Source organism: Streptomyces sp. NPDC033177 (assembly GCF_055577715.1).
Genome location: NZ_JBVIPS010000003.1, coordinates 299,363 through 322,765, shown reverse-complemented (window position 1 = coordinate 322,765; position 23,403 = coordinate 299,363). Strand labels below are relative to the sequence as shown.

General features: G+C 71.3%; 24 protein-coding genes. 11 read left to right on the top strand and 13 right to left on the bottom strand.

Annotated features, from left to right (window positions below):
- Window positions 1-14: 14 nt before the first annotated feature.
- The 3 genes from ACZ5U5_RS12570 to ACZ5U5_RS12560 all read right to left on the bottom strand — a co-directional run bounded on the left by ACZ5U5_RS12570 (window position 15) and on the right by ACZ5U5_RS12560 (window position 1,082).
- Window positions 15-377: a VOC family protein gene (locus tag ACZ5U5_RS12570; protein ID WP_469019944.1), complete on the bottom strand. Its 363-nt coding sequence runs from the start codon at window positions 375-377 to the stop codon at window positions 15-17.
- 102 nt (window positions 378-479) lie between these two features.
- Entirely contained in the window at window positions 480-851 is a 372-nt protein-coding gene (locus ACZ5U5_RS12565) for a fic family toxin-antitoxin system, toxin component (RefSeq protein WP_469019941.1), read from the bottom strand.
- Between the two features lie 3 nt (window positions 852-854).
- Window positions 855-1,082 (bottom strand): antitoxin, encoded by a 228-nt coding sequence (locus ACZ5U5_RS12560; RefSeq protein WP_344526843.1) that lies wholly within the window; start codon window positions 1,080-1,082, stop codon window positions 855-857.
- 207 nt (window positions 1,083-1,289) lie between these two features.
- Between ACZ5U5_RS12560 and ACZ5U5_RS12555 the strand changes: the two genes are divergently transcribed.
- Together ACZ5U5_RS12555 and ACZ5U5_RS12550 are read left to right on the top strand one after the other, a co-directional pair.
- Window positions 1,290-2,159, top strand: a complete 870-nt coding sequence (locus ACZ5U5_RS12555; RefSeq protein ID WP_469019938.1) for an ABC transporter ATP-binding protein — start codon at window positions 1,290-1,292, stop codon at window positions 2,157-2,159.
- A gap of 12 nt (window positions 2,160-2,171) precedes the next feature.
- On the top strand, window positions 2,172-4,736 hold the full coding sequence (locus tag ACZ5U5_RS12550; RefSeq protein WP_469019937.1) for an ABC transporter permease: 2,565 nt from the start codon (window positions 2,172-2,174) through the stop codon (window positions 4,734-4,736).
- Between the two features lie 34 nt (window positions 4,737-4,770).
- Here the strand turns inward: ACZ5U5_RS12550 and ACZ5U5_RS12545 are convergent, their stop codons facing one another.
- A complete protein-coding gene (locus tag ACZ5U5_RS12545; RefSeq protein ID WP_469019934.1) occupies window positions 4,771-6,384 on the bottom strand; it encodes an outer membrane protein assembly factor BamB family protein in 1,614 nt (537 codons plus the stop codon).
- A 52-nt stretch (window positions 6,385-6,436) separates the two neighbouring features.
- A complete protein-coding gene (locus ACZ5U5_RS12540; protein WP_469019932.1) occupies window positions 6,437-7,993 on the bottom strand; it encodes an outer membrane protein assembly factor BamB family protein in 1,557 nt (518 codons plus the stop codon).
- A 148-nt stretch (window positions 7,994-8,141) separates the two neighbouring features.
- On the opposite strand from ACZ5U5_RS12540, the gene ACZ5U5_RS12535 reads away from it, so the two are divergent.
- The 4 genes from ACZ5U5_RS12535 to ACZ5U5_RS12520 all read left to right on the top strand — a co-directional run bounded on the left by ACZ5U5_RS12535 (window position 8,142) and on the right by ACZ5U5_RS12520 (window position 12,760).
- Window positions 8,142-8,567, top strand: coding sequence for a GNAT family N-acetyltransferase (locus tag ACZ5U5_RS12535; RefSeq protein WP_469019929.1), 426 nt, complete (start codon window positions 8,142-8,144; stop codon window positions 8,565-8,567).
- A gap of 181 nt (window positions 8,568-8,748) precedes the next feature.
- Window positions 8,749-10,080 carry a hemolysin family protein gene (locus ACZ5U5_RS12530; RefSeq protein WP_469019927.1) on the top strand — a complete coding sequence of 444 codons (1,332 nt, stop codon included), beginning with the start codon at window positions 8,749-8,751 and terminating at the stop codon, window positions 10,078-10,080.
- Window positions 10,077-11,090 carry a hemolysin family protein gene (locus tag ACZ5U5_RS12525; protein ID WP_469019925.1) on the top strand — a complete coding sequence of 338 codons (1,014 nt, stop codon included), beginning with the start codon at window positions 10,077-10,079 and terminating at the stop codon, window positions 11,088-11,090. The genes ACZ5U5_RS12530 and ACZ5U5_RS12525 overlap by 4 nt, the downstream gene beginning before the upstream one ends.
- A 38-nt stretch (window positions 11,091-11,128) precedes the next feature.
- On the top strand, window positions 11,129-12,760 hold the full coding sequence (locus ACZ5U5_RS12520; protein WP_469019923.1) for an ABC-F family ATP-binding cassette domain-containing protein: 1,632 nt from the start codon (window positions 11,129-11,131) through the stop codon (window positions 12,758-12,760).
- On the opposite strand, the gene ACZ5U5_RS12515 is transcribed toward ACZ5U5_RS12520, so the two are convergent.
- The 6 genes from ACZ5U5_RS12515 to ACZ5U5_RS12490 form a co-directional block, all read right to left on the bottom strand.
- A complete protein-coding gene (locus ACZ5U5_RS12515) occupies window positions 12,757-13,005 on the bottom strand; it encodes a holin (RefSeq protein WP_469019921.1) in 249 nt (82 codons plus the stop codon). The two genes, ACZ5U5_RS12520 and ACZ5U5_RS12515, sit on opposite strands and share 4 nt — an antisense overlap.
- 125 nt (window positions 13,006-13,130) lie before the next feature.
- Complete coding sequence (locus tag ACZ5U5_RS12510; protein ID WP_469019919.1) at window positions 13,131-14,288, bottom strand: acyltransferase family protein; 1,158 nt, start codon at window positions 14,286-14,288, stop codon at window positions 13,131-13,133.
- Window positions 14,289-14,418: 130 nt separating this feature from the next.
- Window positions 14,419-15,444: a hemolysin family protein gene (locus ACZ5U5_RS12505; protein WP_469019918.1), complete on the bottom strand. Its 1,026-nt coding sequence runs from the start codon at window positions 15,442-15,444 to the stop codon at window positions 14,419-14,421.
- Window positions 15,441-16,778 (bottom strand): hemolysin family protein, encoded by a 1,338-nt coding sequence (locus ACZ5U5_RS12500; protein WP_469019916.1) that lies wholly within the window; start codon window positions 16,776-16,778, stop codon window positions 15,441-15,443. The genes ACZ5U5_RS12505 and ACZ5U5_RS12500 overlap by 4 nt, the downstream gene beginning before the upstream one ends.
- 219 nt (window positions 16,779-16,997) lie before the next feature.
- Window positions 16,998-17,930, bottom strand: coding sequence for a M56 family metallopeptidase (locus tag ACZ5U5_RS12495; protein ID WP_469019914.1), 933 nt, complete (start codon window positions 17,928-17,930; stop codon window positions 16,998-17,000).
- Between the two features lie 6 nt (window positions 17,931-17,936).
- Entirely contained in the window at window positions 17,937-18,326 is a 390-nt protein-coding gene (locus ACZ5U5_RS12490; protein WP_469019913.1) for a BlaI/MecI/CopY family transcriptional regulator, read from the bottom strand.
- Between the two features lie 311 nt (window positions 18,327-18,637).
- Between ACZ5U5_RS12490 and ACZ5U5_RS12485 the strand changes: the two genes are divergently transcribed.
- Window positions 18,638-19,063, top strand: a complete 426-nt coding sequence (locus ACZ5U5_RS12485; RefSeq protein ID WP_469019910.1) for a VOC family protein — start codon at window positions 18,638-18,640, stop codon at window positions 19,061-19,063.
- Between the two features lie 183 nt (window positions 19,064-19,246).
- Entirely contained in the window at window positions 19,247-19,507 is a 261-nt protein-coding gene (locus tag ACZ5U5_RS12480) for a hypothetical protein (RefSeq protein ID WP_469019908.1), read from the top strand.
- A 7-nt stretch (window positions 19,508-19,514) separates the two neighbouring features.
- Here ACZ5U5_RS12480 and ACZ5U5_RS12475 read toward each other — a convergent pair whose 3' ends face one another.
- Together ACZ5U5_RS12475 and ACZ5U5_RS12470 are read right to left on the bottom strand one after the other, a co-directional pair.
- On the bottom strand, window positions 19,515-19,751 hold the full coding sequence (locus ACZ5U5_RS12475) for a hypothetical protein (protein ID WP_469019907.1): 237 nt from the start codon (window positions 19,749-19,751) through the stop codon (window positions 19,515-19,517).
- 56 nt (window positions 19,752-19,807) lie between these two features.
- Window positions 19,808-20,875 (bottom strand): saccharopine dehydrogenase family protein, encoded by a 1,068-nt coding sequence (locus ACZ5U5_RS12470; protein WP_469019905.1) that lies wholly within the window; start codon window positions 20,873-20,875, stop codon window positions 19,808-19,810.
- Window positions 20,876-20,984: 109 nt separating this feature from the next.
- Between ACZ5U5_RS12470 and ACZ5U5_RS12465 the strand changes: the two genes are divergently transcribed.
- From ACZ5U5_RS12465 to ACZ5U5_RS12455, 3 genes are all read left to right on the top strand, one after another.
- Window positions 20,985-21,926, top strand: coding sequence for a helix-turn-helix domain-containing protein (locus tag ACZ5U5_RS12465; protein ID WP_469019903.1), 942 nt, complete (start codon window positions 20,985-20,987; stop codon window positions 21,924-21,926).
- A 199-nt stretch (window positions 21,927-22,125) separates the two neighbouring features.
- Window positions 22,126-22,749 carry a hypothetical protein gene (locus ACZ5U5_RS12460; RefSeq protein WP_469019901.1) on the top strand — a complete coding sequence of 208 codons (624 nt, stop codon included), beginning with the start codon at window positions 22,126-22,128 and terminating at the stop codon, window positions 22,747-22,749.
- Complete coding sequence (locus ACZ5U5_RS12455; protein WP_469019900.1) at window positions 22,746-23,252, top strand: hypothetical protein; 507 nt, start codon at window positions 22,746-22,748, stop codon at window positions 23,250-23,252. The genes ACZ5U5_RS12460 and ACZ5U5_RS12455 overlap by 4 nt, the downstream gene beginning before the upstream one ends.
- The last annotated feature ends 151 nt before the right edge of the window (window positions 23,253-23,403 follow it).

Below are 23,403 nucleotides of genomic sequence, written 5' to 3'. Positions count from 1 at the left end.
GCGGTCGGCGGACGTCAGATGATCTGCGTGAGGTTGACCGCGTTGCCGTCCGGGTCCTTGATGTGCGCGACCCGCTGCCCCCAGGGCATGTCGTTGGCCGGCCCGAGCGCCTCGCCGCCCAGGGACTCCACCCTCGCGAGGAGGTCGTCCACGGCGTCCACCGCCACGCTCAGCAGGATGCGCTGGGGCGTGTCGAGCGGCACGCTGCTGTCCGAGACGACGCCCAGCTCCGAGTCGCCGATGCGCAGGTCCACGAAGAACGCGGGCCCCTCTTCGGGAGTCCTCGACACCTCTTTGGCGCCGAGCAGCTCCTGGTAGAAGCGCAGCAGGCGGTCGATGTCCGGGGTGATGATCATCGGCTGGATGGCGGCAGGCATGGGTGTCCTCCTGAAGTGCGGCTCTTCCCCGCCGAACCTATCCCCGCCGCATGATCATTGGCGCGCACCCCGGCATCCCGCCGGCTCACGGGAGTTCCGCCGCTACAGGCTCCACTTGCGCAGTTCGTCCGCGATGGCGCGCACGCTCGCCCCGTCCTCCTTCACCAGGCGGGCCAGTTCGCGCACCTGCTCGGGCGAGGTGACGACCTTCATGCCGCTGGCGACCAGATAGGCGTAGGCGACGGACGAGGCGAAGAGGGCGTTGGAGCGTTCCAGGGCGGGGATGTGCAGGAGGACCTGGAGGAGGGCGGCGGCGCGGTCGTGCGGGCTTTCGTAGACGGGCACGCCGAAGATCTCCGCCTCGTGCCGGCTGACGGTGGCCACCAGGGCACCCCAGTCGGTGACCTGCGGGTCTCCGGGCGTCTTGTGTTCGGCGATCATCAACAGCCAGGCAAGATCGATTCTGAGGTTCAAGGGCTAACGACGACCCTCGCGTTCAGCACCGAACTCTTCGGCGAACACGGATTCGTACTGCTTCATGAAGTCGGCGGCAGCCTCGACAAAGGTGTGGCCGACCTCGCCGGCGTCCTGTTTGACCAGTTCCTCGATGTAGCGGTTCACGCTCATCCCGCGGGCCAGCGCTCGCTCGCGCGCGGCCCGGGCGGTGCCTTCGTCCACCCGCACGTTCAGCTGGGTCTTCGCCATGCCTTCACGCTAGCGCTGGGGTGCTAGCACCGGCAAGAGGGCGCAGGAGAGCGCGGAAGGGCGCAGAGGCGCACTCGCGGCCCGGCCTCCCGTGCCCCTTACACACGTCTTCGGTTCACGACCTTGGAGGGATACCGGGCGCCGCCCCGACCCTCTACTCTCGGCAGGATTACGGGAGTTGGAGCGGCCACGACCCAGGAGGCGGCCTTGTCCACACCTGCTTCGGCATCGGCCACAGGCCTCGCGGAGCCCGCCAAGGTGGCCGCGCGAGCACGCGGCCTGACCAAGGCGTACGGCTCCGGCGAGACCACGGTGCTCGCCCTCGACTCGGTCGACGTGGACATCGCGCGCGGCCGTTTCACGGCGGTCATGGGCCCGTCCGGCTCGGGCAAATCCACGCTCATGCATCTGCTCGCCGGGCTCGACACTGTCTCCGCGGGGCAGGTGTGGCTCGGCGACACCGAGATCACCGGGCTCAAGGAACGGGAGCTGACGCAACTGCGCCGGGACCGCATCGGATTCATGTTCCAGTCCTTCAACCTCATCCCCACCCTGAACGCCGCCGAGAACATCACGCTGCCCATGGACATCGCGGGCCAGCGCCCCGACCGCGCGTGGCTCGACCACGTCATCGAGACGCTCGGCCTGCGCGACCGACTCAAGCACCGGCCCGCCCAGCTCTCCGGCGGCCAGCAGCAGCGCGTGGCCTGCGCGCGGGCGCTCGCCTCGCGCCCCGAGCTGATCTTCGCGGACGAACCGACCGGCAACCTCGACTCGCGCGCGGGCCTCGAGGTGCTCGGCTTCCTGCGCGAGGCCGTCGACAAACTGGAGCAGACGGTCGTGATGGTGACCCACGATCCCGGCGCGGCGGCCCACGCCGACCTGGTGCTCTTCCTCGCTGACGGCCGCATCGTCGACGAGATGCCGCGCCCGTCGGCGGAGTCGGTCCTCGAACGCCTCAAACGGTTCGACGTGATCCACGCAATGCCGCAGGAGGGCCGGCCCGGGGCCGACGGCGGTCAGGGCGTCGACGGCAGCCAGGGCGTCGACATCGACAGCAAGACGGACCAGGACTGAGGCGTCGCGGACATGCTGAAGGCGACGCTCAGGAGCTTCCTCGCGCACAAGGGCCGACTGGTGCTCTCCGCGCTCGCCGTGATCCTCTCGGTGGCGTTCGTCGCGGGCAGCCTCATCTTCTCGGACACGGTGGCCCGCACCTTCGACCGGCTCTTCGCCTCGACGTCCGCCGACGTGACCGTCGAGCCGAAGGAAGACCTCGAAGAAGCCGTGCCGTCTGGCCGGACACCGACGATCCCCGGCGACCTCGCCGACCGCATCGACGGGATCGACGGGGTCGCTCGGACCCGTGTCGACGCGTCCGTCGAGAACATCACGGTGGTCGACAGCGAGAACGACCCGGTCGGCTCCACCACGGGCGCCCCCACCATCGCCACCAACTGGGTGCCCAACGATCGCAGCCCGGTGGACCTGACCTCGGGGCACGCCCCCCGCGGCAAGGACCAGGCGCTGCTCGACGAGGACACCGCCGACAAGAAGGACGTGCGGATCGGCGACACCCTCACGTTGCTCGCCGCGCCCGGCTCCTTCAAGGTGAAGGTCGTCGGCATCGTCACCTTCACCACCACCAACCCGGGTGCCGCGCTGGTGTACCTGGACACGGCGACCGCCCAGCGCGAACTCCTCGGCAACAAGGACGCGGTCACGGGCGTCTCGGTGGACGCCGCCCCCGGCGTGAGCGACACCGAGCTGAAGCGCCGTATCGCCGCCGAGCTGGGTTCGGGCCACGACCTGAAGACCGCGGACGAACAGGCCGAATCGGCGGCGTCCGAACTCGGCGGATTCCTGGACGTCATCAAGTACGTGATGCTCGGCTTCGCCGGGATCGCCGTCCTGGTCGGCATCTTCCTGATCGTCAACACCTTCTCGATGCTGATCGCGCAGCGCACCCGCGAACTCGGCCTGCTGCGCGCCCTCGGCGCCGACCGCAGGCAGGTCCGCCGCTCCGTGCTCACCGAGGCGATCCTGCTCGGCGTGGCCGGCTCCACCGTCGGTCTCGCGGCGGGGATCGGACTCGCCGCCGGGCTCATCGAGCTGATGGGCCTGTTCGGGATGAACCTGAAGTCCACCGAGATGGTCATCGGGTGGGCAACTCCCGTGGCCTCGTACGTCGTCGGGGTCGGCGTCACGTTCGTCGCGGCGTACCTCCCGGCGCGGCGCGCGGCGCATGTGTCGCCGATGGCCGCGCTCGCCGACGCGGAAATCGCGGGTGTGGGACGGCCGCTGAAGATCCGCGCGGCAGTCGGCTCGCTCGTCGGGGCGGCGGGCGCCGCCGCCCTGGTGGGCTGTGCCGTCGCGGAGGAGACCGCGTCGGCGGCGTCCCTGCTCGGTCTCGGCCTCGTCCTGACCCTGGTCGCCACCGTGATCGCGGGACCGCTCCTCGTCCGCCCGGTGATCCGGGTGCTCGGCGGCGCCTTCCCCGCCCTGTTCGGCTCGGTCGGCCGGATGAGCCAGCGCAACGCGCTGCGCAACCCACGCCGGACGGGCGCCACGGCCGCCGCGCTGATGGTGGGGCTCGCCCTGGTGAGCGGCATGTCCGTGGCGAGCGCGTCGATGACCAAGTCGTTCGACGAACAGATCGACAAGACGCTGGGCGCCGACTTCGTCGTGCAGAACAACAACTTCATGCCCTTCTCGCAGGAGATCACCGAGAAGGTGAAGGACACCGAGGGCGCCGGACTCGTCGTGCGGCAGCGGTTCACGCCCGTGAAGGTGTCCATGCCGGACGGCAAGAGCGTGGAGACGACCGCTGCGGGCTACGACCCGCGCCTCGACGACGTCGCCCGCGTCACCTACGTGGACGGCGGCACCTCGCGGGCGATCGCGCCCGGAAGCATCGCCATGCAGCGGGACTTCGCGCGGGATCACAAGGCCCGGATGGGCTCGAAGCTGTCCGTGGAGTTCCCCGGCGGGCGCAAGACGGAGCTGACGGTAAGCGCGCTCACCGACCAGCCGGGGTCGGAGGGGTTCGGCATCGAGGGCGGGATCTTCTTCGGCATGGAGACGGTGGAGGAGTTCGTGCCGGGCGGCCAGGACTCCGCGCTGTACGTGAACGCGGCCCCGGGCACGGATGCCGACGCACTGCGCGACCGGCTGGAGAAGACCCTCGACGCGTATCCGCAGGTGCAGGTCCGCGACCAGGCCGACTACAAGGAACTGATCCGCGAGCAGATCGCCGTGATGCTCTATCTCGTCTACGCGCTGCTCGGCCTGGCGATCGTCATCGCGGTCCTCGGCGTGGTCAACACCCTTGCCCTGTCCGTCGTCGAGCGCACGCGCGAGATCGGTCTGCTGCGCGCCATCGGGCTCGCCCGGCGGCAGCTGCGCCGGATGATCCGCCTGGAGTCGGTGGTCATCGCGGTGTTCGGCGCGCTCCTTGGGCTCGCGCTCGGCCTGGTGTGGGGCGTCGCGGCCCAGCAGGTGCTCGCGCTGCAGGGCATGACGGCGTTCGCGATCCCCTGGACGACGGTGATCGCGGTGCTGATCGGCTCAGTGGTCGTCGGCCTGGCGGCGGCCCTGCTCCCCGCGCTGCGTGCCTCACGCATGAATGTGCTCGCGGCCATCGCGCACGAGTGAGGGCCCGCTGCCGCCGTGCCCGCGCGGCCTGTGCCTACTTGGCCGCGAAGCCGAACATCATGATCTCCTTCTTGTCCGCTGAGTACTGGCCGAGCAGATCGGAGCTGACGAACAACTTGTTGCGGTGGAAGCGCAGTTCGGAGATCAGGGGCGAGAGCGCGGCCGACCCGGTGCCCGCGAGAAGCACCGTCTCCTTCTTCAGGTTCCTGCCGTCGAGGGAGACGACCTGCGGTTTGAAGCCACTCTTGTACACGAGCACGTTCCCGCCGTCCATGCGGATCGGGAAGATGGGGGAGCTGTCGCCCGCCTCCACCTTCTCCCCCGTGGTCTTGCCGGTGACCAGGGAGAAGACCACGATGTCGTTCGTCGACGAGAACTCCTTCGCCCCTTCGCGTTTCTCGGTGGCGACGTAGAGCTTGCCGTTGCCCGCCGCGATGGCCCGGCAGTCCTCGACGACGTTGACGGTGCCGCAGTTGTGCAGGTACTTGCCGTCCGTCAGGGCGATCCTCGTACGCCGGTTGCCCTTCTCGTCGAGGGGGAAGACGTCCGTGGCTCCGGACGAGGTGATCTCACCGGAGTCGAGGGCGACGACCACCGGCTTGGTGGAGACCAGGCTGGGGCTGCGGACACCGGCGGGCAGCTTGTGGGTCCACTTCGACTTTCCCGTGGCCGGGTCGAGGAGCTGTACCTGGAAGCGCTGCGAGCCGTAGTCACCGCAGGAGCGGACCGCCACGAGCCGCTCGCCGCCCCCGTAGCCGACGTCGCGGCACTTCTCCCCCTGCTTCGGCTCCCACCGGACGTCGCCGCTGCGCAGGTCGAAGGCCGCGCCGCCGTAGAGGCCTCCGACGGCGACCGTGTCGCCGCTGATGGTGACCTGGTCGAACTCCGTCTTCTTCTTCTCGTAGCCGATGGTGATCGACTTGGTCCAGAGCTTGTCACCGGTGTCCACGTCGAAGGCGGTCACCTCGGTGCACCCGTCCTTGAAGCCCCTGTCGTCGTGCACTTTCGCCCCGGTGACGACGACGGCGATGTTGCCCTTGCCGAGGTCCGGGGAGCCCGCGCACGACTGCCCCGGCTTCGGCAGGCGCCAGAGCCCCTTCCCCGACGTGGCGTCGACGCCGACGATCGCTTCGACCGAGGACTTCGCGTACACCTTGTCGGTGAGCCAGGACCCCTGCGTCTTCCAAGTGGTCTCCCCCTTGGGCAACTTGGGCTGCAAGGCCTTGGTCGTGAAGAAGGCCTCGGGGTCCTTCGGTGCCTTCTCCTCGGGCTTCTCATACGTGGGCTTCGCGCCGTTACCGTCCGGCTTGGCCGCCGTCTTGCCCTTCGAGCCGTCGCCCGCCGATGTCACGTACCAGACGCCGCCGCCGACGATCAGGGCGATCGCGGTGACGACGGAGACGACGATCGCCGTACGGCGACCCGGCCGTCTGCCGCCCGAGCCCGGTGGCCTGCCGGATGCCGGTATCGGCTGGTAGACCTGATGCGGGCCGAAGCCGCTCGGCGGGGCGACCGGCGGGCCGAAGCCCGGGGTCTGTCCCTGCTGGGGCGGGCCGAAGCTGCCTTGCGGGGGCGGGCCGAAGGCGCCCTGCGGCGGCAACGGGCCCTGCGGCTGCTGCGGGGACTGTTCGGGGGGCGGCTGCGTCATCGTGTCTCCACTGCTGGCGAGGGTCTGGGGGCATGCTGCTCGGCCGGAGGCCTCACCGGGCGAAGGAGAGCATGCGGGCGTCGCCTTCCTCGCCCTTGCCGCCGTGACTCTTGCCCTCCAGGCGCGTGGGGGTCACGAAGAACCGCTCGTCGGCGTACAGGATGTTGCCGGCGAACATCGCGACCTCCATGGTCTGGGCCGACGAGGTGTGCCGCAGCAGCACGTCCGGCTTGCCGCCGCCGCGGCCGAACCGCACGGTCTGCCCGCTCTTGCCGCCCCGCGGCCGCGCGTACGCGATCAACCCGGGCCGGTCGCCTCCGGCCACGGTGACGGGCACGATGTTCCGCCCGCCGACCGATCCGGACCACTTGGTCTTCCCCGAACGGAGGTCGTAGGCAACGATCTTGTTCGGTCCGATGAGGTCGTCCTTGGGTTCGCTCGCCAGATAGAACGTGTCCGCGTCGGCAGCTCCCCCCGGACAGTTCTGCACGCCCTCGCCCGAGTCCCCGGCCCCCGCGCACATCTCGAACTCCTGCGGGCCCTTGTCGACATTGATCCAGGAGCGCTGGTCCCCCTTGTCGTCGACGGCGACCACGGCCCACTTGTCCAACTCCTCGCGGTTCCTGACGGTGACCACGACGGGGTCGACGGAGTAGACCTTATGGATGCTCCAGCCCTTCTTCGTCCGGTAGCTCCACTCGACGTCGCCGGTACGGGGGTCGAGCTTCTTGAGCCTGCCGTGCGTGCTGGGACTGCCCGGCTGACAGGACTCCACCTGGAGCAGCCGCGAGCCGCCCGCGACGCCGTCGAGCGAGCAACCGCCCTTGCGCTCCCGCTCGGTGGTGTAGAGCCGCTTGCCGTCGCCGATGCGGTAGGCCCGCATGGTGGCGCTCTGGTCGACCAGGACGGTGCTGCCCGTGATGGACACGTGCGTCGCGCTGGTGTCGTCCCAGAAGCCGCCGTCGACGAGTGCCTTGTGCCAGCCCTTCTCACCGGTCTTCAGGTCGATCATCCGCAGCTGGTCGCACGACGAGTTCTGCTCGGACTTCCTCTTCGTGTACGCCACCACGACCTTGCCGTCCGGTGTGGGGTTCACCGGTGTGTCGCACACCGTGCCGGGCAGCGGTACCGACCACGCCTTCGAGCCGTCCTTGGTCCGGTAGCCGGTGACCTCGGCGTGCCCCGCCTGGGCCACGATGCCGGGTACGTGCCAGAGGTCGAGGAGCTGGGCGCCCTTGCCCGGCAGCTTGATGTCGTTCATGGTGACCCATGCCTTGGCCTCACCGGCCTTGCGCCCCGCGTTGACGTCGATGACGGCGGCCGACCCGTCGTCCTTCGCGCCGGAGTCCCCGTCCGGGGCCGCCGACTCCGGTTCCTTGTCCGGCGATTGCCGTGTCTGCCCGGCGACGGGCTCACGGGAACCGCTCCCCCTCCCGTCCTCGTCCGCTTGCGTGACGGCGTAGAAGCCCACACCGATCAGGACCAGGGCGAAGGCACCGGCGCCGAGGGCGAGGCGGAGCTTTCGCGTGGTGCCCGCCGGGGGTGCCGGCTGCACGTAGGGGTTGCCGGGCACGGGCTGATGCACCGGCTCGGACTCACGATTGACCATGAACGAGATTCTGGACCAAGCATCGCTCTTTCTAGAGACATTTTCTAGAAAAAGTTTCCACCGCAGGTTTCCGCCACGGGCCGGCGGGCAGCAGCGCCCGGCGGAAACCACTCGCCCGCCGGGCGCCCGCACTGCTTACATCGCCCCCATGAGCGATCTCCACATCCGCCACGCAACGCCTTCGGACATCGACGACGTACTGCGGTTCTGGCGCGAAGCCGCGCAGGGCACGAGCGTCAGCGACGATCACGACGGGGTGGCGCGCCTGGTCACCCGCGACCCCGAGGCCCTGCTGCTCGCGGAACGCGACGGCCTCCTCATGGGCACCGTGATAGCCGGCTTCGACGGCTGGCGCTGTCACCTCTACCGACTCGCCGTGCACCCGGACCACCGCCGTCAGGGCGTCGGCTCGGCGCTGCTCGCCGCGGCGGAGGAGCGTTTCCTGGGCCTCGGCGGGCGCCGCGGCGACGCCATGGTCCTCGACCGCAACGAAGACGCCCATCACGCGTGGCACGCCGCGGGATACGCGCCCCAGCCGCAGTGGAGCCGGTGGGTCAAGCCCCTGCTCGACTGAGCGGCCGAGCCCTGGGTACCCGTACGCGATCCGCAGGAGTGGGCTTTGCTGATCCTTTAACATGGACGGACCACTCGAACGTCTACGAAAGGTGTGAGCGTCCGCCCATGGGCGAGCCTCCCAGTACCCGACATCGCGCATTCCCCCGGTCCCTGCCCGATCATGGGACGGAGGTGACCCGATGACCGAAGTGCTCCTGCTCCTGGTGGCGGTACTGCTGTCGCTGGCCTGTGGCGTCTTCGTCGCGGCCGAGTTCTCCCTCACGACGGTCGAGCGCAGCGAGCTGGAGCGAGCCGCCGAACGCGGTGAGCGCGGCGCCGCGGGCGCCCTCAAGGCCGTCAAGAACCTCACCTTCCAGCTCTCCGGGGCCCAGCTGGGCATCACCGTCACCAATCTGGTCGTCGGCATGCTCTCCGAGTCCTCCATCGCGAAGCTGATCTCGGGCCCGCTGCGCGCCATGGGCATCCCCACGTCGGCGGCCTCGTCGATCGCCCTGGTCATCGGCACGGCCCTGTCGACGGTCTTCCTGATGGTCGTCGGCGAGCTGGTCCCCAAGAACTGGGCGATCTCCTCCCCACTGGCCGTCGCCAAACGGGTGGCGACCCCCCAGCGCCTGTTCAGCGCCCTGTTCCGCCCCTTCATCGCGCACCTCAACAACACGGCGAACCGCTCCGTACGCCGCTTCGGCATCCAGCCCACCGAGGAGCTGGCCTCCGCGCGCAGCCCCAAGGAGCTGGTGGCACTCGCCCGGCACTCCGCCAAGGAGGGCTCGCTCGAGCCTGACACCGCCGAGCTGTTCGTCCGCACCCTGAACCTCGCCGACCTCTCCGCGCAGAACGTGATGACGCCACGCGTCCAGGTGATGGCCCTCGACGTGATGGCCACCTGCGAGGACGTCGCGAACGCCACCCGGGCGACGGGCCTGTCCCGCTTCCCCGTCTACCGCGGCAACCTCGACTCGGTCGTCGGCGTCGCGCACATCAAGGACGTCCTGGCCGTACCGGCCGAGCGCCGGGCCCGCTTCCCCGTGGCCGAGCTGATGCGCGAGCCCCTGCTCGTACCGGAGACGCTGACCGTCGACCGTCTGCTCGACCGGCTCTCCGGCAAGCGCACGATGGCCGTGGTCATCGACGAGTACGGCGGCACGGCCGGCGTCGCGACCCTGGAGGACATCGTCGAGGAGGTCGTCGGCGAGGTGCGGGACGAGCACGACCCGCACGAGACGCCCGACATCGCCCCCGACGGCACGGACGGCGAAGGCCGCACGCGGTACTCCGCCGACGGCTCGGCCCGCACCGACCAGCTGGCCCGCGTCGGCCTGCGCGCGCCGGAGGGGCCCTACGAGACGCTCGCCGGACTCGTCGCGACCGAGCTCGGCCGTATCCCCGCCGATGGCGACAGCCTGGAGGTGGGCGGCTGGCGGCTCGACGTCGTGGACGCCCGTGGCCGCCGCGCGGCACGCGTCCTGCTGCACGCGCCCCTGCACGACGACCACCAGGAGGAGGAGCGATGACCGCCATCCAGTTGCTGATCGGGCTTGCGACCCTCGTCGTCAACGCCTTCTTCGTGGGCGCCGAGTTCGCCCTCATCTCCGTACGAAGGAGCCAGATCGAGCCGTACGCCGAGGACGGCGACCGGCGTGCCAAGAGCGTGCTGTGGGGCCTGCGGCACGTGTCCGCGCTGCTCGCCGCCGCGCAGCTCGGCATCACGCTGTGCACGCTGGTGCTCGGCATCGTCGCCGAACCCGCGATCGCTCACATCCTGGAGCCGCTGTTCGACGGCGTCGGGGTGCCGCACGGCCTGGTCCACCCGCTCTCGTTCGTCATCGCCCTGGCCCTGGCCACGTACCTGCACATGCTGCTCGGCGAGATGATCCCCAAGAACATCTCGCTGGCCGAGCCCGTGCGCACCGCTCTGCTGCTCGGCCCGCCGCTGGTCGCGATCGCGCGGGCATTGCGCCCGGTCATCTTCGCGATCAACGCCTTCGCCAACGGCCTCCTGAAGCTGCTCAGGGTCGAGGCGAAGGACGAGGTGAGCGCGTCCTTCTCGGACGACGAGCTCGCCCGGATGGTCAAGGACTCCGGCGACGCCGGACTGCTCGACGACCGCGCCCAGGAGCGGCTGCACGACGCCCTGGAGCTTGGCCGCCGCCCCGTCAGGGACGTGGTGCTCCCGCTGGAGAGCGTGGTCTACGCCCGCGTGGGTGTGACGCCCGAGGAGCTGGAGCGGCTATCGGCGGAGTCCGGTTTCTCGCGCTTCCCCGTCGTGGACGACGGCCGTCGCATCGTCGGCTATCTGCACGTCAAGGACGCGCTCGACCGGATGCCGCGCGACCTGCCGTTCCGCGTGCCGGACATGCGGAAGATCGCCCAGGTCAGGGAGACCACGCCGCTGGACGACGTGCTGACCGCGATGCGCGGCAGCCGCACGCATGTGGCGGCGGTGCTCGGCTCGGACGGCAGGCTGGCCGGCATGGTCACCATGGAGGATGTACTGAGGGAGCTGTTCGGTCAGCCCGTCTGAGGCCGAGGCCTTACGGCTGGGGCTGCGAAGCGAGGGGGATGTACGCCGTGAGTCAACTCGTCCTGCGCGACGTGTCGTACGGCTATCCGGAGCGGCCCGTGCTCGAACGGGTCTCCCTGTCGGTGCGGCCCGGCGAGAAGGCGTGTGTCATCGGCGAGAACGGCTCGGGCAAGTCGACCCTCCTGCGCCTGATGGCGGGCGAGTTCACGCCCGCCGACGGCGAGGTGGCCGTCGTCTCTGACGGCGGCACCGGCTACCTCGCGCAGACCCTGCGCCTTCCGCCGCACGCCACCGTGCAGGACGCGGCGGACGACGCGCTCGCCGAGCTCCGGGACCTGGAGCGGCGCATCCACGAGGCGGAGGAGGCGCTCGGCTCGGCAGGCCCCGACGAACTGGCCGCGTACGGAGACCTCGTCGCCGCCTTCGAGGCACGTGAGGGCTACCGCGCCGACGCACGCCTCGACGCGGCGCTGCACGGTCTCGGCCTACCGCACCTGGAGCGTGCGCGCACCCTGGGTTCGCTGTCCGGCGGTGAGTCCGCGCGCCTCGCGCTCGCCTGCGTCCTGGCCCCGCAGCCCGAGCTGCTCCTCCTGGACGAGCCGACGAACCACCTGGACGACCAGGCGCTCGGCTGGCTGGAGGAGCGGCTGCGCGCCCACCGGGGCACGGTCGTGGCCGTCACCCACGACCGCGTCTTCCTCGACCGGGTCGCCGAGGTGATCGTCGAGGTCGACGGCGACCGCAGGTCCGTGGCCCGCTTCGGCGGCGGCTGGCACGGCTATCTGGAACAGCGCGCCACGGCCAGGCGCCGCTGGGAGGAGCGCTACCGCGAGTGGAGCGAGGAGGTCGCGCGCCAGGAGAAGCTCGCCGAGGGCGGTTCCCGGCGGATCGCGGTCGGCTGGCGGATGAGCGAGAGCCCTCGCTTCGCGAGCAACAACCGGTCGGTGGAGGGCCAGCTCTCCGGGATCGTGCGCAACGCGCGCGAGCGGCTGCGCAGGCTGCGCGCCGATCCGGTGCCACGCCCGCCCGACCCCCTGCACTTCACGGCCGGCGAGGGCCTGGCAGGCGGCGACCACCCCTTCGTACGCCCGGTCACGCTGACGGACGTCGCGGTGGGCGAGCGCCTCGCCGTCGAGCACCTGGCCCTCGATCCGGGCTCGCGCACGCTGGTGACCGGGGTGAACGGCGCGGGCAAGTCGACGCTGCTCGCCGTCCTCGCCGGTGCGCTCACCCCGGATCGCGGGGAGGTCCGACTCCCCGCCCGTGCGGGCTACTTGCCGCAGGAGATCGAGTACATCGGCGACGAGGACACGACGCGGCCGCTGCTCGACGCCTTCGCGGCAGGTCTTGGCGGACTCCCCGAGGACCACGCGCGAGCGCTCCTGGCCCTCGGCCTGTTCCGCGAGGAGGACCTGGCCGTGCCGGTGATGGGACTCTCCGTGGGCCAGCGCCGCCGCCTGGCGCTCGCACGCCTGGTGACGCGCCCGGCCGACCTCCTGCTGCTCGACGAGCCGACGAACCACCTCTCCCCCGCCCTGGTCGAGGAACTCGACGAGGCACTGGCGGGATACCGCGGCACGCTGGTCGTGGTGTCGCACGACCGGCGGCTGCGGGAGCGGTTCCGGGGCGAGCGGATCTCGGTGGAGGCCGGACGGCCGGTCCTTCCCTAGATCGCGGCCCGTCCCTTGCGGGCGGTCGGCGTCTCCGTGATGCCGGGTCCGCGCGCCCCGGCGTTGGCGGCACCGACCGCCGTGAGCACGGCGAGCAGCGTCGCCATCCCCGCGGTGGCGAGCGCCGCCTTCCAGTCGACGTCCAGGAGGGTGGTCGCCCCGGCGACCAGGACGGCGGCGAGCGACTGCGCGAAGGTACGGAGCGCACGCTCCGCGGTGGCCTTCCAGAATCCAGCGGTCCACATGTCTGGCCCACCCTCTCGTGGCGTACGGGTCAACACTTGGCATACCGCTGTTGCGCACCGCTGCCCAGCAGACCGACGGGCCGCCCTCAGATTTCGATGAGCGGGCGTGAGCGGGCCACGCCGTGTCAGCTCCTCCGGTGCGTGCCCCTGCCGCGTGCCACCGCCTTCGCGTCCTTCTTGAACGCCCACTCCATCTCGGGTTCCATCGCGAACTTGAAGAGGCGCTGCACCGGTGACGTGCACAGCGCGGTGATCAAGGCCGCCGCGCCGAGGGTGACCGTGATCTCGCCCAGCGGGGTGTGCAGCCAGTCCAGTTCGTACCAGTCCCAGAAGCGGGAGCCCTTGGCGACGAAGCCGTGCAGCAGATAGCCGTAGAGGGTGCCCGCGCCGAGCGCGGTGAACCACAGCCTGCGGCCCGGCACCCAGGCGAAGAAGCACGCGACGAGGATCACCGAGCAGCCGAACATCCCGAGCGTCATCACGGCCCCGGACCAGCCGGGTGCCGCCAGTTCCTGCGCGCTGTCCCGGCGGTAGAACCAGGCGGCGTTCATGCGCGGCGCCGCCCAGTACGCGAAGAGCAGGGCCACGGCGAAGACCGGCAGCGCCAGGATGCGGGCCTCCCGGCGGCGCACGATCTGGAAGTGCTCGGGCTTCAGGCACAGGCCGAGGACGAAGAACGGCAGGAACTGCAGGACGCGTTGGAGGTCCAGGTCGTCGCCGATGTCCGGCGAGACGGAGGCGAGCACGGCGATGGCCAGCGCTATGGGGAGCGGCCAACGGACCACCTTCCACAGCGGGGTGGTGAGGCGCCAGACGAAGAGCGCGACCAGGAACCAGGTGAGATACCAGGGGTCGAGGAGGCTGATCGGGTACGTCGGGTCGTCGCCCGCCCAGCGCTTGAAGAAGGTATAGGCCACCTCGAAGATGACGTACGGCACCGCGATGCCCGTCACCAGGCGCTTGAGGCGGCCGGGGCTCGCGTCGAAACTCCGCGAGAAGTAGCCGGAGATGACGATGAACGCCGGCATGTGGAAGGTGTAGACGGTGATGTAGAGCGCGGCGGCCGCCCTGCTGTCGCCGCGCAGCGGCTCCCAGGCGTGGCCCATCGCGACCAGCACGATCGCCAGGTACTTGGCGTTGTCGAAGAACGAGTCCCGGCGCTTGACCGGAGGCTTCGGCACCACCGTGGAGGGCTCCGGAGCCGCCGGAGGGGCATCGCGCGCGGCGGGCAGCGGCGCGCGCGATGCCCCGGCCCGGTGTATCGAGCGGACAGGCTCACTCACGGGACCTCCCGGGGGAACCCGGGCCCGCGGTCTCGCGTCTCCCGTCCAGTGCGGGTGCTACACCTGTGTAGAACATCACGGGCACCCTAGCCACCGGAGCCCCCGCACGTACAGTCGCGCCACCTGTGAATCAGCTGAGCGCCGCCGGTGCGGGGCCGACCAGCTCGGACAGCACGTCCTCCATGGTGACGAACCCGAGCACCGTGCCGCTCTCGCCGGTGACCGCCGCCAGGTGACTGCCCGCGGCGCGCAGCGCGGTGAGCGTGTCGTCGAGCGGCGTGGCGATGTGCACCCGCGTGACCACGTGCAACGCGGCGCGCGGGAAGGGCCGGTCCCGCTCGGCGATGCCGAGGGTGTCCTTGATGTGGAGGTAGCCCAGCAGGGTGCCCTCGGGCCCTGTCACCGGGAAGCGGGAGAAGCCCGCGTCCGCGGCCACCTGCTCCAGGCGCGCCGGGGTGACCGTGTGTTCGACGGTGCGCATCTTGGCGACAGGCACCAGGATCTCGCCGACCGGCCGGGTGCCCAGTTCAAGGGCGTCGCGCAGCCGCTCGCCGTCGGCCGCCGAGAGGAGGCCCGCCTCGCTGGAGTCGACGACCATGCGGGCGAGCTGGTCGTCGGTGTAGACGGACTCGACCTCGTCCTTCGGTTCGACCTTGAGCAGCTTGAGGAGGGTGTTGGCGAAGGCGTTGATGCCGAAGACGAACGGCCTGAGGGCGCGGGTGAACGCCACCAGCGGCGGGCCGAGCAGCAGGGCGGTCCTGGCGGGCGCGGCGAGCGCGATGTTCTTGGGGATCATCTCGCCGATCAGCATGTGCAGATACGTCGCCACCGTCAGGGCGATGACGAAGGCGATCGGGTGCACCAGGGCGTGCGGGATGTGGACCGCCTCGAAGGCGGGCTCCAGGAGGTGCGCGATGGCGGGTTCGGCGACCGCGCCGAGCACCAACGAGGAGACGGTGATGCCGAGTTGGGCGGTGGCCATCATCGCGGAGATGTGCTGCAGGCCCCACAGGGTGATGCGGGCGCGCTTGTCGCCCGCCTGGGCGCGGGGTTCGATCTGGCTGCGGCGCACGGAGATCAAGGCGAACTCGGCGCCGACGAAGAAGGCGTTGGTGAGCAGGGTCAGGGCGCCGATGGCGAGCTGGAGCGTGGTCATCGGGCTTCCTCCACGGCCTGGCGGAGCACCTGAAGTGCGGGTTCGGTGATGCGGATCCGGTCGGCGCGGTGGTGCTCGACCGCCAGGACGGAGAGTTGCCATCCGTCCAGGTCGACGGCGTCCCCCTGGGCCGGGATGCGGGAGAGCCGGGTGGCGATCAGTCCGGCCACGGTCTCGTACGGCCCCTCGGGCGCGGTGAGTCCTATCGCGGCGAGCTGGTCGATGCGGACGCTCCCGTCGGCCTCCCACACGGTGCGGCCGTCCGGGGCCGCCTGGGCGGGCAGCAGGTCGGGGACCTCGACGGGGTCGTGTTCGTCGCGGACCTCGCCGACGACCTCCTCGACGATGTCCTCCACCGTCGCCACACCGGCCGTGCCGCCGTACTCGTCGATGACCACGGCCATCGTGCGGGTCTCCCGCATCCGTTCGAGCAGCCGGTCGGCGGGCAGGCTGTCGGGCACGAGCAGGGGCTCGGTGGCCAGGTCGGTGACCGGGGTGAGCCGGCGCTTGTCGGGGGCCAGGGCGAGCACGTCGCGGATGTGGACGGTGCCGATGACCTCGTCCAGGCTGTCGCGGAAGACGGGGAAGCGGGACAGGCCCGTGGCGTGCGTCAGGTTCGCCGCGTCGGCGGCCGTGGCCTGCGCCTCCAGGGCCCGTACGTCGACGCGCGGCGTCATCACGTTCTCCGCGGTCAGCTCGCTCAGGTGCAGGGTGCGCACGAACAGTTCGGCGGAGTCCGCCTCCAGGGCGCCCTCGGCCGCCGACCTCCGGGCCAGGGCGACCAGTTCCTCGGGGGTGCGTGCGGAGGCCAACTCCTCGGCGGGTTCCAGGCCGAAGCGGCGTACGACGTGGTTCGCGGTGTTGTTCAGATGCCGGATGAACGGCCCGAAGGCGGTGGTGAAGCCGCGCTGGGGTGCCGCGACCACCTTGGCGACGGCCAGCGGCCGGGAGATCGCCCAGTTCTTGGGCACCAGCTCACCGACCACCATCAGGATCACGGTGGACAGCGCCACACCGAGCAGGGTGGCCACGGTCGGAGCGGCGCCCCCGAGACCCGCCGCCTCCAGCGGGCCGCGCAGGAGCGCCGCGAGCGAGGGCTCGGCGAGCATGCCGATGACCAGCGAGGTGACGGTGATGCCGAGCTGGGCGCCGGACAGCTGGAGGGTGAGGCGCCGGACCGCCTTGAGGGCGCTTTCGGCGCCCCGCTCGCGCGCCTCGGCGGCGCGCTCCAGGTCACCGCGCTCGACGGTGGTCAGGGAGAACTCGGCCGCCACGAAGACCGCGCAGGCGAGCGTGAGGAGCAGGGCGAGCAGCAGAAGCAGGATCTCGGTCACCGTGCCACCCCCGTTCCCTCACGCTCGGACAGCGGACGGGACGTGGCACGGTTCGTACTGGGAGGCTCACCCATTGCGGGTCCGTGGCTCCTTCTCGTACTCGTACGAAGTGTCGTACGAGGGCGGTGGCATGGAAGCGGTGGTGCTTCTACAGCCACTGTAAAGGAACGGCAAAGCGAGTCGGGCGGGACCTGTGCCCCAAAACCTGGGACTTGTGCCCTAAAGCGGTGTGGCCGCGTGCAGGATCATGACCATCGTCACGGCGGAGTTCGCCGATGACATGGCGGAGACCGCCGCCCCCGCGGCGGCCGCCCACGCCGCGAGCCCCACCGCGGTGAACAGCGACGGCCAGCTGCGCGCCGAGGGAGCGGGCCCGAGGAGGGCCGCGACCCGGCGCGGCACGGGCCCCGGCGCCGCGAGCCCGGCCAGGGTCGGGGACGGGGCGCCCCGAGAGTGAAGGGCCGCCTTGCCGATCGCGCGGGCCACGGCCCTGCGGTCGTCGACGGCATGGGCGGCGTCCTCGTCGGCCCAGCGCTCGGTCGTGTAGGCCACGGCGGTACGCAGCGGGCGCAGGAACGGATTGGCGCGGGCGGCCAGCTGTACGGCGAGGAGGTAGCGGTGGTGCCGGGTCGCGAGGTGGGCGCGCTCATGGGCGAACAGGGCGCGGCGCTCGGCGGGGGCGAGGCAGTCGAGCAGCGCGGTGGTCACCACGACCCGGTCGCGGGCGCCGCCGGGCAGCGCGTAGGCGTAAGGCACGGTGTCGGGCAGGACGGCGACGGCGGTGCCGGGAAGACCGGCGAGCGCGCGGTGGGCGCGGCGGCGTACCTGGCGGTGGCGCCACAGTGTCCTGCCGCAGGCCAGGGCCACGGCGAGCAGCCCCGGGATGGCAAGGCGTCCGGCGACCCCGTCGTACGGGACGGCCGCGCGCACCTCGGGGTCCGACCAGCCGTCGGGCAGCGGGTTGCCGGGCAGTTGCGCCGTGCCGACGACCATCAGGAGGCCCAGGCACAGCGTGCTGCAGAGCGCCATGACCGCGGCGACCGTCGTGAGCAGCCGGGTCGCCGTCCGCGGGTGCAGCCGCTGCTCGGCGAGCCGGGCGACCGGCCAGGCCGTCAGCGGCAGCACGAGCGGCAGAAGGACGAACATCCCCATGACGGTTCAGACGTCCTTCTCCGCCTCGGCCTGCCGCAACAGCTCACGCAGCACCTGCTCGTCGCCCGGCGGCAGCGCGGTGAGGAAGCTGGTGAGGACCGCCTCCCGGTCGCGCTCGCCGTCGAGCACCTTGCGCATCTTGCGTGCCGCGAGGCCCGCCTCGTCGGCCGACGGCGTCCACGCGAAGGAGCGTCCCGCGCGCTCGCGCGTCACCGCGCCCTTTTCGAGGAGGCGGCTCAGGATCGTCACGACGGTCGTGTACGCGAGGTCCCCGCCGAGCCGCTCCTGCACCCAGCCCGCGGTCGCGGGGCCCTCCGCCTCGCGCAGGGCCGAGAGGACCTGCGCCTCCAGCTCACCCTGCCCCCGCCGCCGGGGCCGTCGCTCCTGCTCCGCCACGCCCGTCTCCGTTCCGCTGCCCAGTCGTCCCGGACGAGGCTAACGCCCGGCCGCCCGGGGTGTGCCGCCGGTCGGGCGCGACGGGGGCGCCCCTCCGATGCGACCGAAAACGGCGTTGTCCCGCCTCGCGGCACCGCTTAAGATCACCCGGGTGACTGCCGGGTCGGCCATGGGCCACGTACGAGTGAGGCATCCGGCCTTGGCGTGAGCGCGAGGCGGGCCAGAGCCCCGCCGTCCCCTCTTCCGACTTCCCACAGCGCCCCATGCGGCGCACCGTCAGTGGATTCCAAGACCCGGAAGAGATCTCACACATGCCGCAGCACCAGCACTCGCACGACCCCGATTCGCCTGTGACGACCGTCCAGTTGAACCACACCGTCGTCAACGCCAGGGACCGGCAGCTGTCCGCCGAGTTCCTCGCCGTGATCCTGGGCCTGAAGGTCGGCGCCCCGTTCGGACCGTTCCTGCCGGTCGACCTGGGCAACGGCGTGACGCTCGACTATTACGAGCTGACCGATGAGCCGGTCCAGTCCCAGCACTACGCGTTCCTCGTGCCCGACGAACAGTTCGACGCGATGATCGCCCGCCTGGAGGCAATCGGGGTCACCTACTACGCGGACCCCAGCCATACCGAACCCGGCCAGATCAACCGTTGGTTCGGCGGTCGTGGCGCGTACTTCGACGATCCGGACGGCCACAACATGGAGATCATGACCCGGCCCTACGCGCGCCCTTAGCTCCCGGTTGGTGACACCTCGGGCACCTCGGTGACGGGCACCCACGTCCTGTTCACCGTGGGCCCGTCCGGCACGGCCGAGGCCACCGTCCGCGCCGAGATGACGCTCGGCCAGCGCGGTGGGCGGCGCCGGGCGGCAGCGTTGGACGTGCGTGGTGCGCGACTCCTGTCTAGCGTCACGGTCATGAACACTGTCCCGCAGCGTTTCGAGATCCTGCTGGTCCCCGAGTTCTCGGGGGACGGCTCAAGCACCACCGATGGCCGCGACGCTCTGCGCTCGGCCGTCGTGGTGGCCACGGGCGAGACCGGGGCCTCCGGGTTCCCCCGGTTCGCCGGTGACGGCATGGAGGCCGACATCGACCCCGAGACCCGCACCGTCGAGGCACTTCTGGTCGACGGGTCCGAGTTGGACTACGGGCTCTCGGTGCGGGTCGCGGAGGCGTAGGGCGTCCTCACGCTGGCGGGGCCGCGTCGCCCGCGAGCTGCGCCAGCGCGTGCCCGAGCCCCAAGGTGTCGCCCGAGTGGACCAGGATGTGGCTGGGCGGCCGCAGTTGCCGGGCGTGGTCGATGACCGTCGCGGCGTCGCCGGCGGAACGGGCGCCGAGGTCGATGACCAGGACGTCAGGCAGCATGGCGCGGGCCCGCGCCATGGCGAGGAAGCTGTCGTCCGTCTGCGAGATGACGTACACGCCGGGGACGGCCTCGATCTGGGGCGCCCTCCATGGAGCGGGGCGTGTCGGGCCCGTCAGGACGGCAGGTCGAGCCGGGTCAGGTGCTCGGGGGTGAGCGCCCGCAGGAAGTCCGCGGCGTCGAAGGCCTCCCCGGCCGCGCGTACGCCCGGCGCCTTGCCGCGTCCGTCGAGGAGGCGCTCGACGGCCTCCACGACGAGCGGTGCCGTCACGGCGTAGATGTCACGCCCGCCAGCGACCGCGCGGCGGATCTCCTTGCCGCGCCGTACGACCGCCTCGACGAGGAAGGTCTGCGCGGAGCGCCCGGCGGCGTCGGCGGGCTCGGGCGCCGGGGTCTCCTCGGCCCGGATGTCGCGCAGCGGCGCGAGGTTCATCACCGCCCGCACCTCGGGGGTCCGCACGTGGCGCGGCAGGGTGACCTGGTCGGCGGTCGCGAACGCGGAGGCGTCCTGGGTGCCGAACGGCTCGGGGAAGTCCCACGGGAAGGCGTCCTGGGAGTAGTCGAACGGGCGCAGTTCACCTCCGGTGTACACGAGGTGCCGCCCGGCGTTGCTCTCACCGGTGCGCCGGGTGCCCTGGGTCGGGTGCCAGCTGTCGAGGGCGTACGCGAGAGTGATCTCGTCCGCGTCCGGCCACTCCCCCAGCGCCGCGGTGGCCAGCAGGTCGCCCAGGCCGCCGTAGAACGCCAGAGACGGGGCGATGACGACGCCCGCCTCTCGTGCGCGCTCGCCGTAGGTGTCGAACAGGGCGGCGCTGACGCCCTGTTCGGCGCCGACGTCCAGGTACGGGATGCCCGCGCGCAGCGCCGCGTCGGCCATGGGAAGGGCCGTGTCGAGGAACGGCCCCGCGGAGTTGACGACCGCCGAGGCACCGTCGAGCGCGCGGTCCAGGGACGCCGCGTCCCCGGTGGATGCCACGCGCACCGGCGCACCGGGGGCCAGGCCGCGCAGTGCCTCCAGCTTCTCCTGGTCCCGTCCGACGAGCAGCGGTGTCAGGCCGCGGCGCAGCAACTCCGCCACGACGAAGCGGCCGGTGTGGCCGTACGCGCCGATGACGGCGACCGTGCGTCCGTCGGACCGGACGCCGGCGTCCTGCGCGGTGGGCGTGGAAGGGGTGTTGCTCATCGTCGACTCCCGTTGTCCCGAGGGCGGTTGCGCCCTGCCCGCACCATGTTCCGCGCCCGTCCCGCACATCACCAGCGGCCGGAATGACGAGGGGCGTACAGTTTCGGACATGCGGACCGTGGCGATGGCACTTCCCGAGGGCAGCATGCTTTTCGAGGCCGCCGCGGCCTTCGAGGTCTTCGGTTCGGACCACTCCGATCTGGCCGGGTCCTGGTACGCGTTCACCGTGTGCGGCGCGGCCGGTACACGCGTCGGGCAGTGGTTGCACGCCGAGCCCACGCAGGGCCTGGAAGCCGTCGCCACCGCGCAGACGGTGATCGTCCCGGCCTGGCGCGACATCGGCGGCGTTCCACCGGGCGAGTTGACCGAAGCCCTGCGCACCGCCCACGCGTCAGGTGCCCGCATCGTCTCGCTGTGCACCGGCGCCTTCGTCCTGGCCGCGGCCGGCCTGCTCGACGGCCGCCGGGCCACCACGCACTGGGCCCACGCCGAGCGGCTCGCCGCGCTCCACCCCCGCGTCACGGTCGACGCCGGGGTTCTTTTCACCGACGAGGGCAGCGTGCTCACCTCGGCGGGCAAGGCCGCCGGCATGGACCTGTGCCTGCACATCGTGCGCGCCGACCACGGGGCGACGGTGGCCAACGCACTGGCCCGGCGGCTCGTGACCCCGCCCCACCGGGACGGCGGCCAGGCGCAGTTCATCCCGGCACCCGTGACGCACGGTCGCGACCACCCCCTGGCCGATCTGCTGCCCTGGATACTCGCCCGCCTCGACCAGCAGCTCACCGTGGAGGACCTGGCCCGGCAGGCGGGCATGAGCAGCCGCAATCTGTCGCGGCACTTCCATGCCGTCACGGGCACGGCGCCGCTGCGCTGGCTGCTCGGTCAACGTGTGCGCCTGGCACAGGAGTTGCTGGAGTCGGGCGACGAGAGCGTCGAGCGGATCGCGGCCCGGACGGGCATGGGGACGTCCGCCACGCTGCGGCGTCACTTCACCCGCGTCACGGGTCTGCCGCCCGAGGCCTACCGGCGTACCTTCGGCGCCTCCTGAGACGTGAATCGGCACTCGGTCGACTGTTTGCCGAACATGGGGGTACTCGGCCGCCATGCGAACACGGAAGCAGTCGTTCAGCCGCTGATCACAGACGCCCCGGTCGGTGCCCGCGTCGCGTGGGTGCCCATCGGCCGGCTTCAGCGCTGGACGAAACACGAGATCAACTGATCACACCACGACATCAAGGGAGGCAGCCATGATCACCGCCGTCATCATCGCCGTGGTCGTCATCGCGGCAGCCGCCGTCCTCTTCGTCGTCATGCGGCGAGCCAAGGGCGGCGGGCAGAGTCTGAAGCACCGCTTCGGGCCCGAGTACGACCACACCGTGGCCCGTCACGACGGGGACGTGCGGGCAGCCGAACAGGAGTTGCGCGAGCGCGTACGGCTCCACGGCTCCGTCAAGGCCGAACCGCTGCCGCCCGGCGCCCGCGAGCGCTACGTGGCTCAGTGGGCAGGCGTACAGGAGCAGTTCGTCGAATCCCCCCAGCAGGCCGTCGTCGAGGCCGACGCACTCCTCGCCCGTCTGGCCAGGGACCGCGGCTTCCCCGACGGTGAGCGCTTCGACGAGCAGGTGTCCGCGCTCTCCGTCCACCACGCGCACCACGTCCACGGCTACCGCCGTGTGCACACGGCAGCGCGGGGACAGGGCGGCACCGAGGAGATGCGCGAGGCCATGGTCGAGGCCCGACGCCTCTTCGACGCACTCGTCACCGAGCACACGGTCGACTCCACCCGGAACGACCGGCACTCCACCGCCGACCGCGGCCACGCACCGTGGGCACTGCCCCGGCGCCACGCGAAGGGAAGTGGCACGTCATGACTGACGCCCGACACACCACACCGCGCGAGCAGGCCACGGGCAGCGGCATCCCCGCTCCCGCCACCGCTCCGGCGGCGACCCCCGCTCCCCCTGCCCCGGGCGCTCCTGCCGCAGGCTCCCCTGCGACCGGCACGCACGCCCCAGGAACCCATGACCCGGGCTCTCCCGACCTCGGCTCCCACACCCCCGGCGCCCACACGCCTGGAGCCCACACCCCTGGCGCCGACGTCGGCTCCGCCCTGCTCCCGCAGGCCGACCACGACAAGTTCGGTCTGCGGCTCCAGCAGGCTCTCAGCACCTTCGTCGAGAGCCCGCGCCAGGCGGTGGAAGAGGCCGACAGCCTCTTCGACGACGCCGTCAGGCACCTGACCGAAACCCTCACGGAACACCGTCGTGTCCTGCGCGCAAGCTGGCAGAACCACGACACCGAGGCGCACACGGAAGAACTGCGCCTGGCACTGCGGCAGTACCGCGAAGCCACGGAACGGCTGCTGCGCATCTAGGCACATCGGCGCGGCGAACGACGTGGGGCCCGGGGCGAAAGCCCCGGGGCCCACGTTGTGCGTTTCCGTGTCCGGTCGACAATTGGGCAGGAGGACCGCCCTGACATTTATCCCGTCCCCCCGCAGGTGCTTGTGGGGCTTGGGTGCGTTC

Excerpts from the sequence above, each read along its gene's own strand:
- ACZ5U5_RS12570 (WP_469019944.1), bottom strand. The coding sequence starts at position 377 with ATGCCTGCCGCCATCCAGCCGATGATCATCACCCCGGACATCGACCGC.
- ACZ5U5_RS12560 (WP_344526843.1), bottom strand. The coding sequence starts at position 1,082 with ATGGCGAAGACCCAGCTGAACGTGCGGGTGGACGAAGGCACCGCCCGG.
- ACZ5U5_RS12550 (WP_469019937.1), top strand. The coding sequence starts at position 2,172 with ATGCTGAAGGCGACGCTCAGGAGCTTCCTCGCGCACAAGGGCCGACTG.
- ACZ5U5_RS12545 (WP_469019934.1), bottom strand. The coding sequence starts at position 6,384 with ATGACGCAGCCGCCCCCCGAACAGTCCCCGCAGCAGCCGCAGGGCCCG.
- ACZ5U5_RS12540 (WP_469019932.1), bottom strand. The coding sequence starts at position 7,993 with ATGGTCAATCGTGAGTCCGAGCCGGTGCATCAGCCCGTGCCCGGCAAC.
- ACZ5U5_RS12535 (WP_469019929.1), top strand. The coding sequence starts at position 8,142 with ATGAGCGATCTCCACATCCGCCACGCAACGCCTTCGGACATCGACGAC.
- ACZ5U5_RS12530 (WP_469019927.1), top strand. The coding sequence starts at position 8,749 with ATGACCGAAGTGCTCCTGCTCCTGGTGGCGGTACTGCTGTCGCTGGCC.
- ACZ5U5_RS12525 (WP_469019925.1), top strand. The coding sequence starts at position 10,077 with ATGACCGCCATCCAGTTGCTGATCGGGCTTGCGACCCTCGTCGTCAAC.
- ACZ5U5_RS12520 (WP_469019923.1), top strand. The coding sequence starts at position 11,129 with ATGTACGCCGTGAGTCAACTCGTCCTGCGCGACGTGTCGTACGGCTAT.
- ACZ5U5_RS12515 (WP_469019921.1), bottom strand. The coding sequence starts at position 13,005 with ATGTGGACCGCTGGATTCTGGAAGGCCACCGCGGAGCGTGCGCTCCGT.
- ACZ5U5_RS12505 (WP_469019918.1), bottom strand. The coding sequence starts at position 15,444 with ATGACCACGCTCCAGCTCGCCATCGGCGCCCTGACCCTGCTCACCAAC.
- ACZ5U5_RS12495 (WP_469019914.1), bottom strand. The coding sequence starts at position 17,930 with ATGGGGATGTTCGTCCTTCTGCCGCTCGTGCTGCCGCTGACGGCCTGG.
- ACZ5U5_RS12485 (WP_469019910.1), top strand. The coding sequence starts at position 18,638 with ATGCCGCAGCACCAGCACTCGCACGACCCCGATTCGCCTGTGACGACC.
- ACZ5U5_RS12480 (WP_469019908.1), top strand. The coding sequence starts at position 19,247 with ATGAACACTGTCCCGCAGCGTTTCGAGATCCTGCTGGTCCCCGAGTTC.
- ACZ5U5_RS12470 (WP_469019905.1), bottom strand. The coding sequence starts at position 20,875 with ATGAGCAACACCCCTTCCACGCCCACCGCGCAGGACGCCGGCGTCCGG.
- ACZ5U5_RS12465 (WP_469019903.1), top strand. The coding sequence starts at position 20,985 with ATGCGGACCGTGGCGATGGCACTTCCCGAGGGCAGCATGCTTTTCGAG.
- ACZ5U5_RS12460 (WP_469019901.1), top strand. The coding sequence starts at position 22,126 with ATGATCACCGCCGTCATCATCGCCGTGGTCGTCATCGCGGCAGCCGCC.
- ACZ5U5_RS12455 (WP_469019900.1), top strand. The coding sequence starts at position 22,746 with ATGACTGACGCCCGACACACCACACCGCGCGAGCAGGCCACGGGCAGC.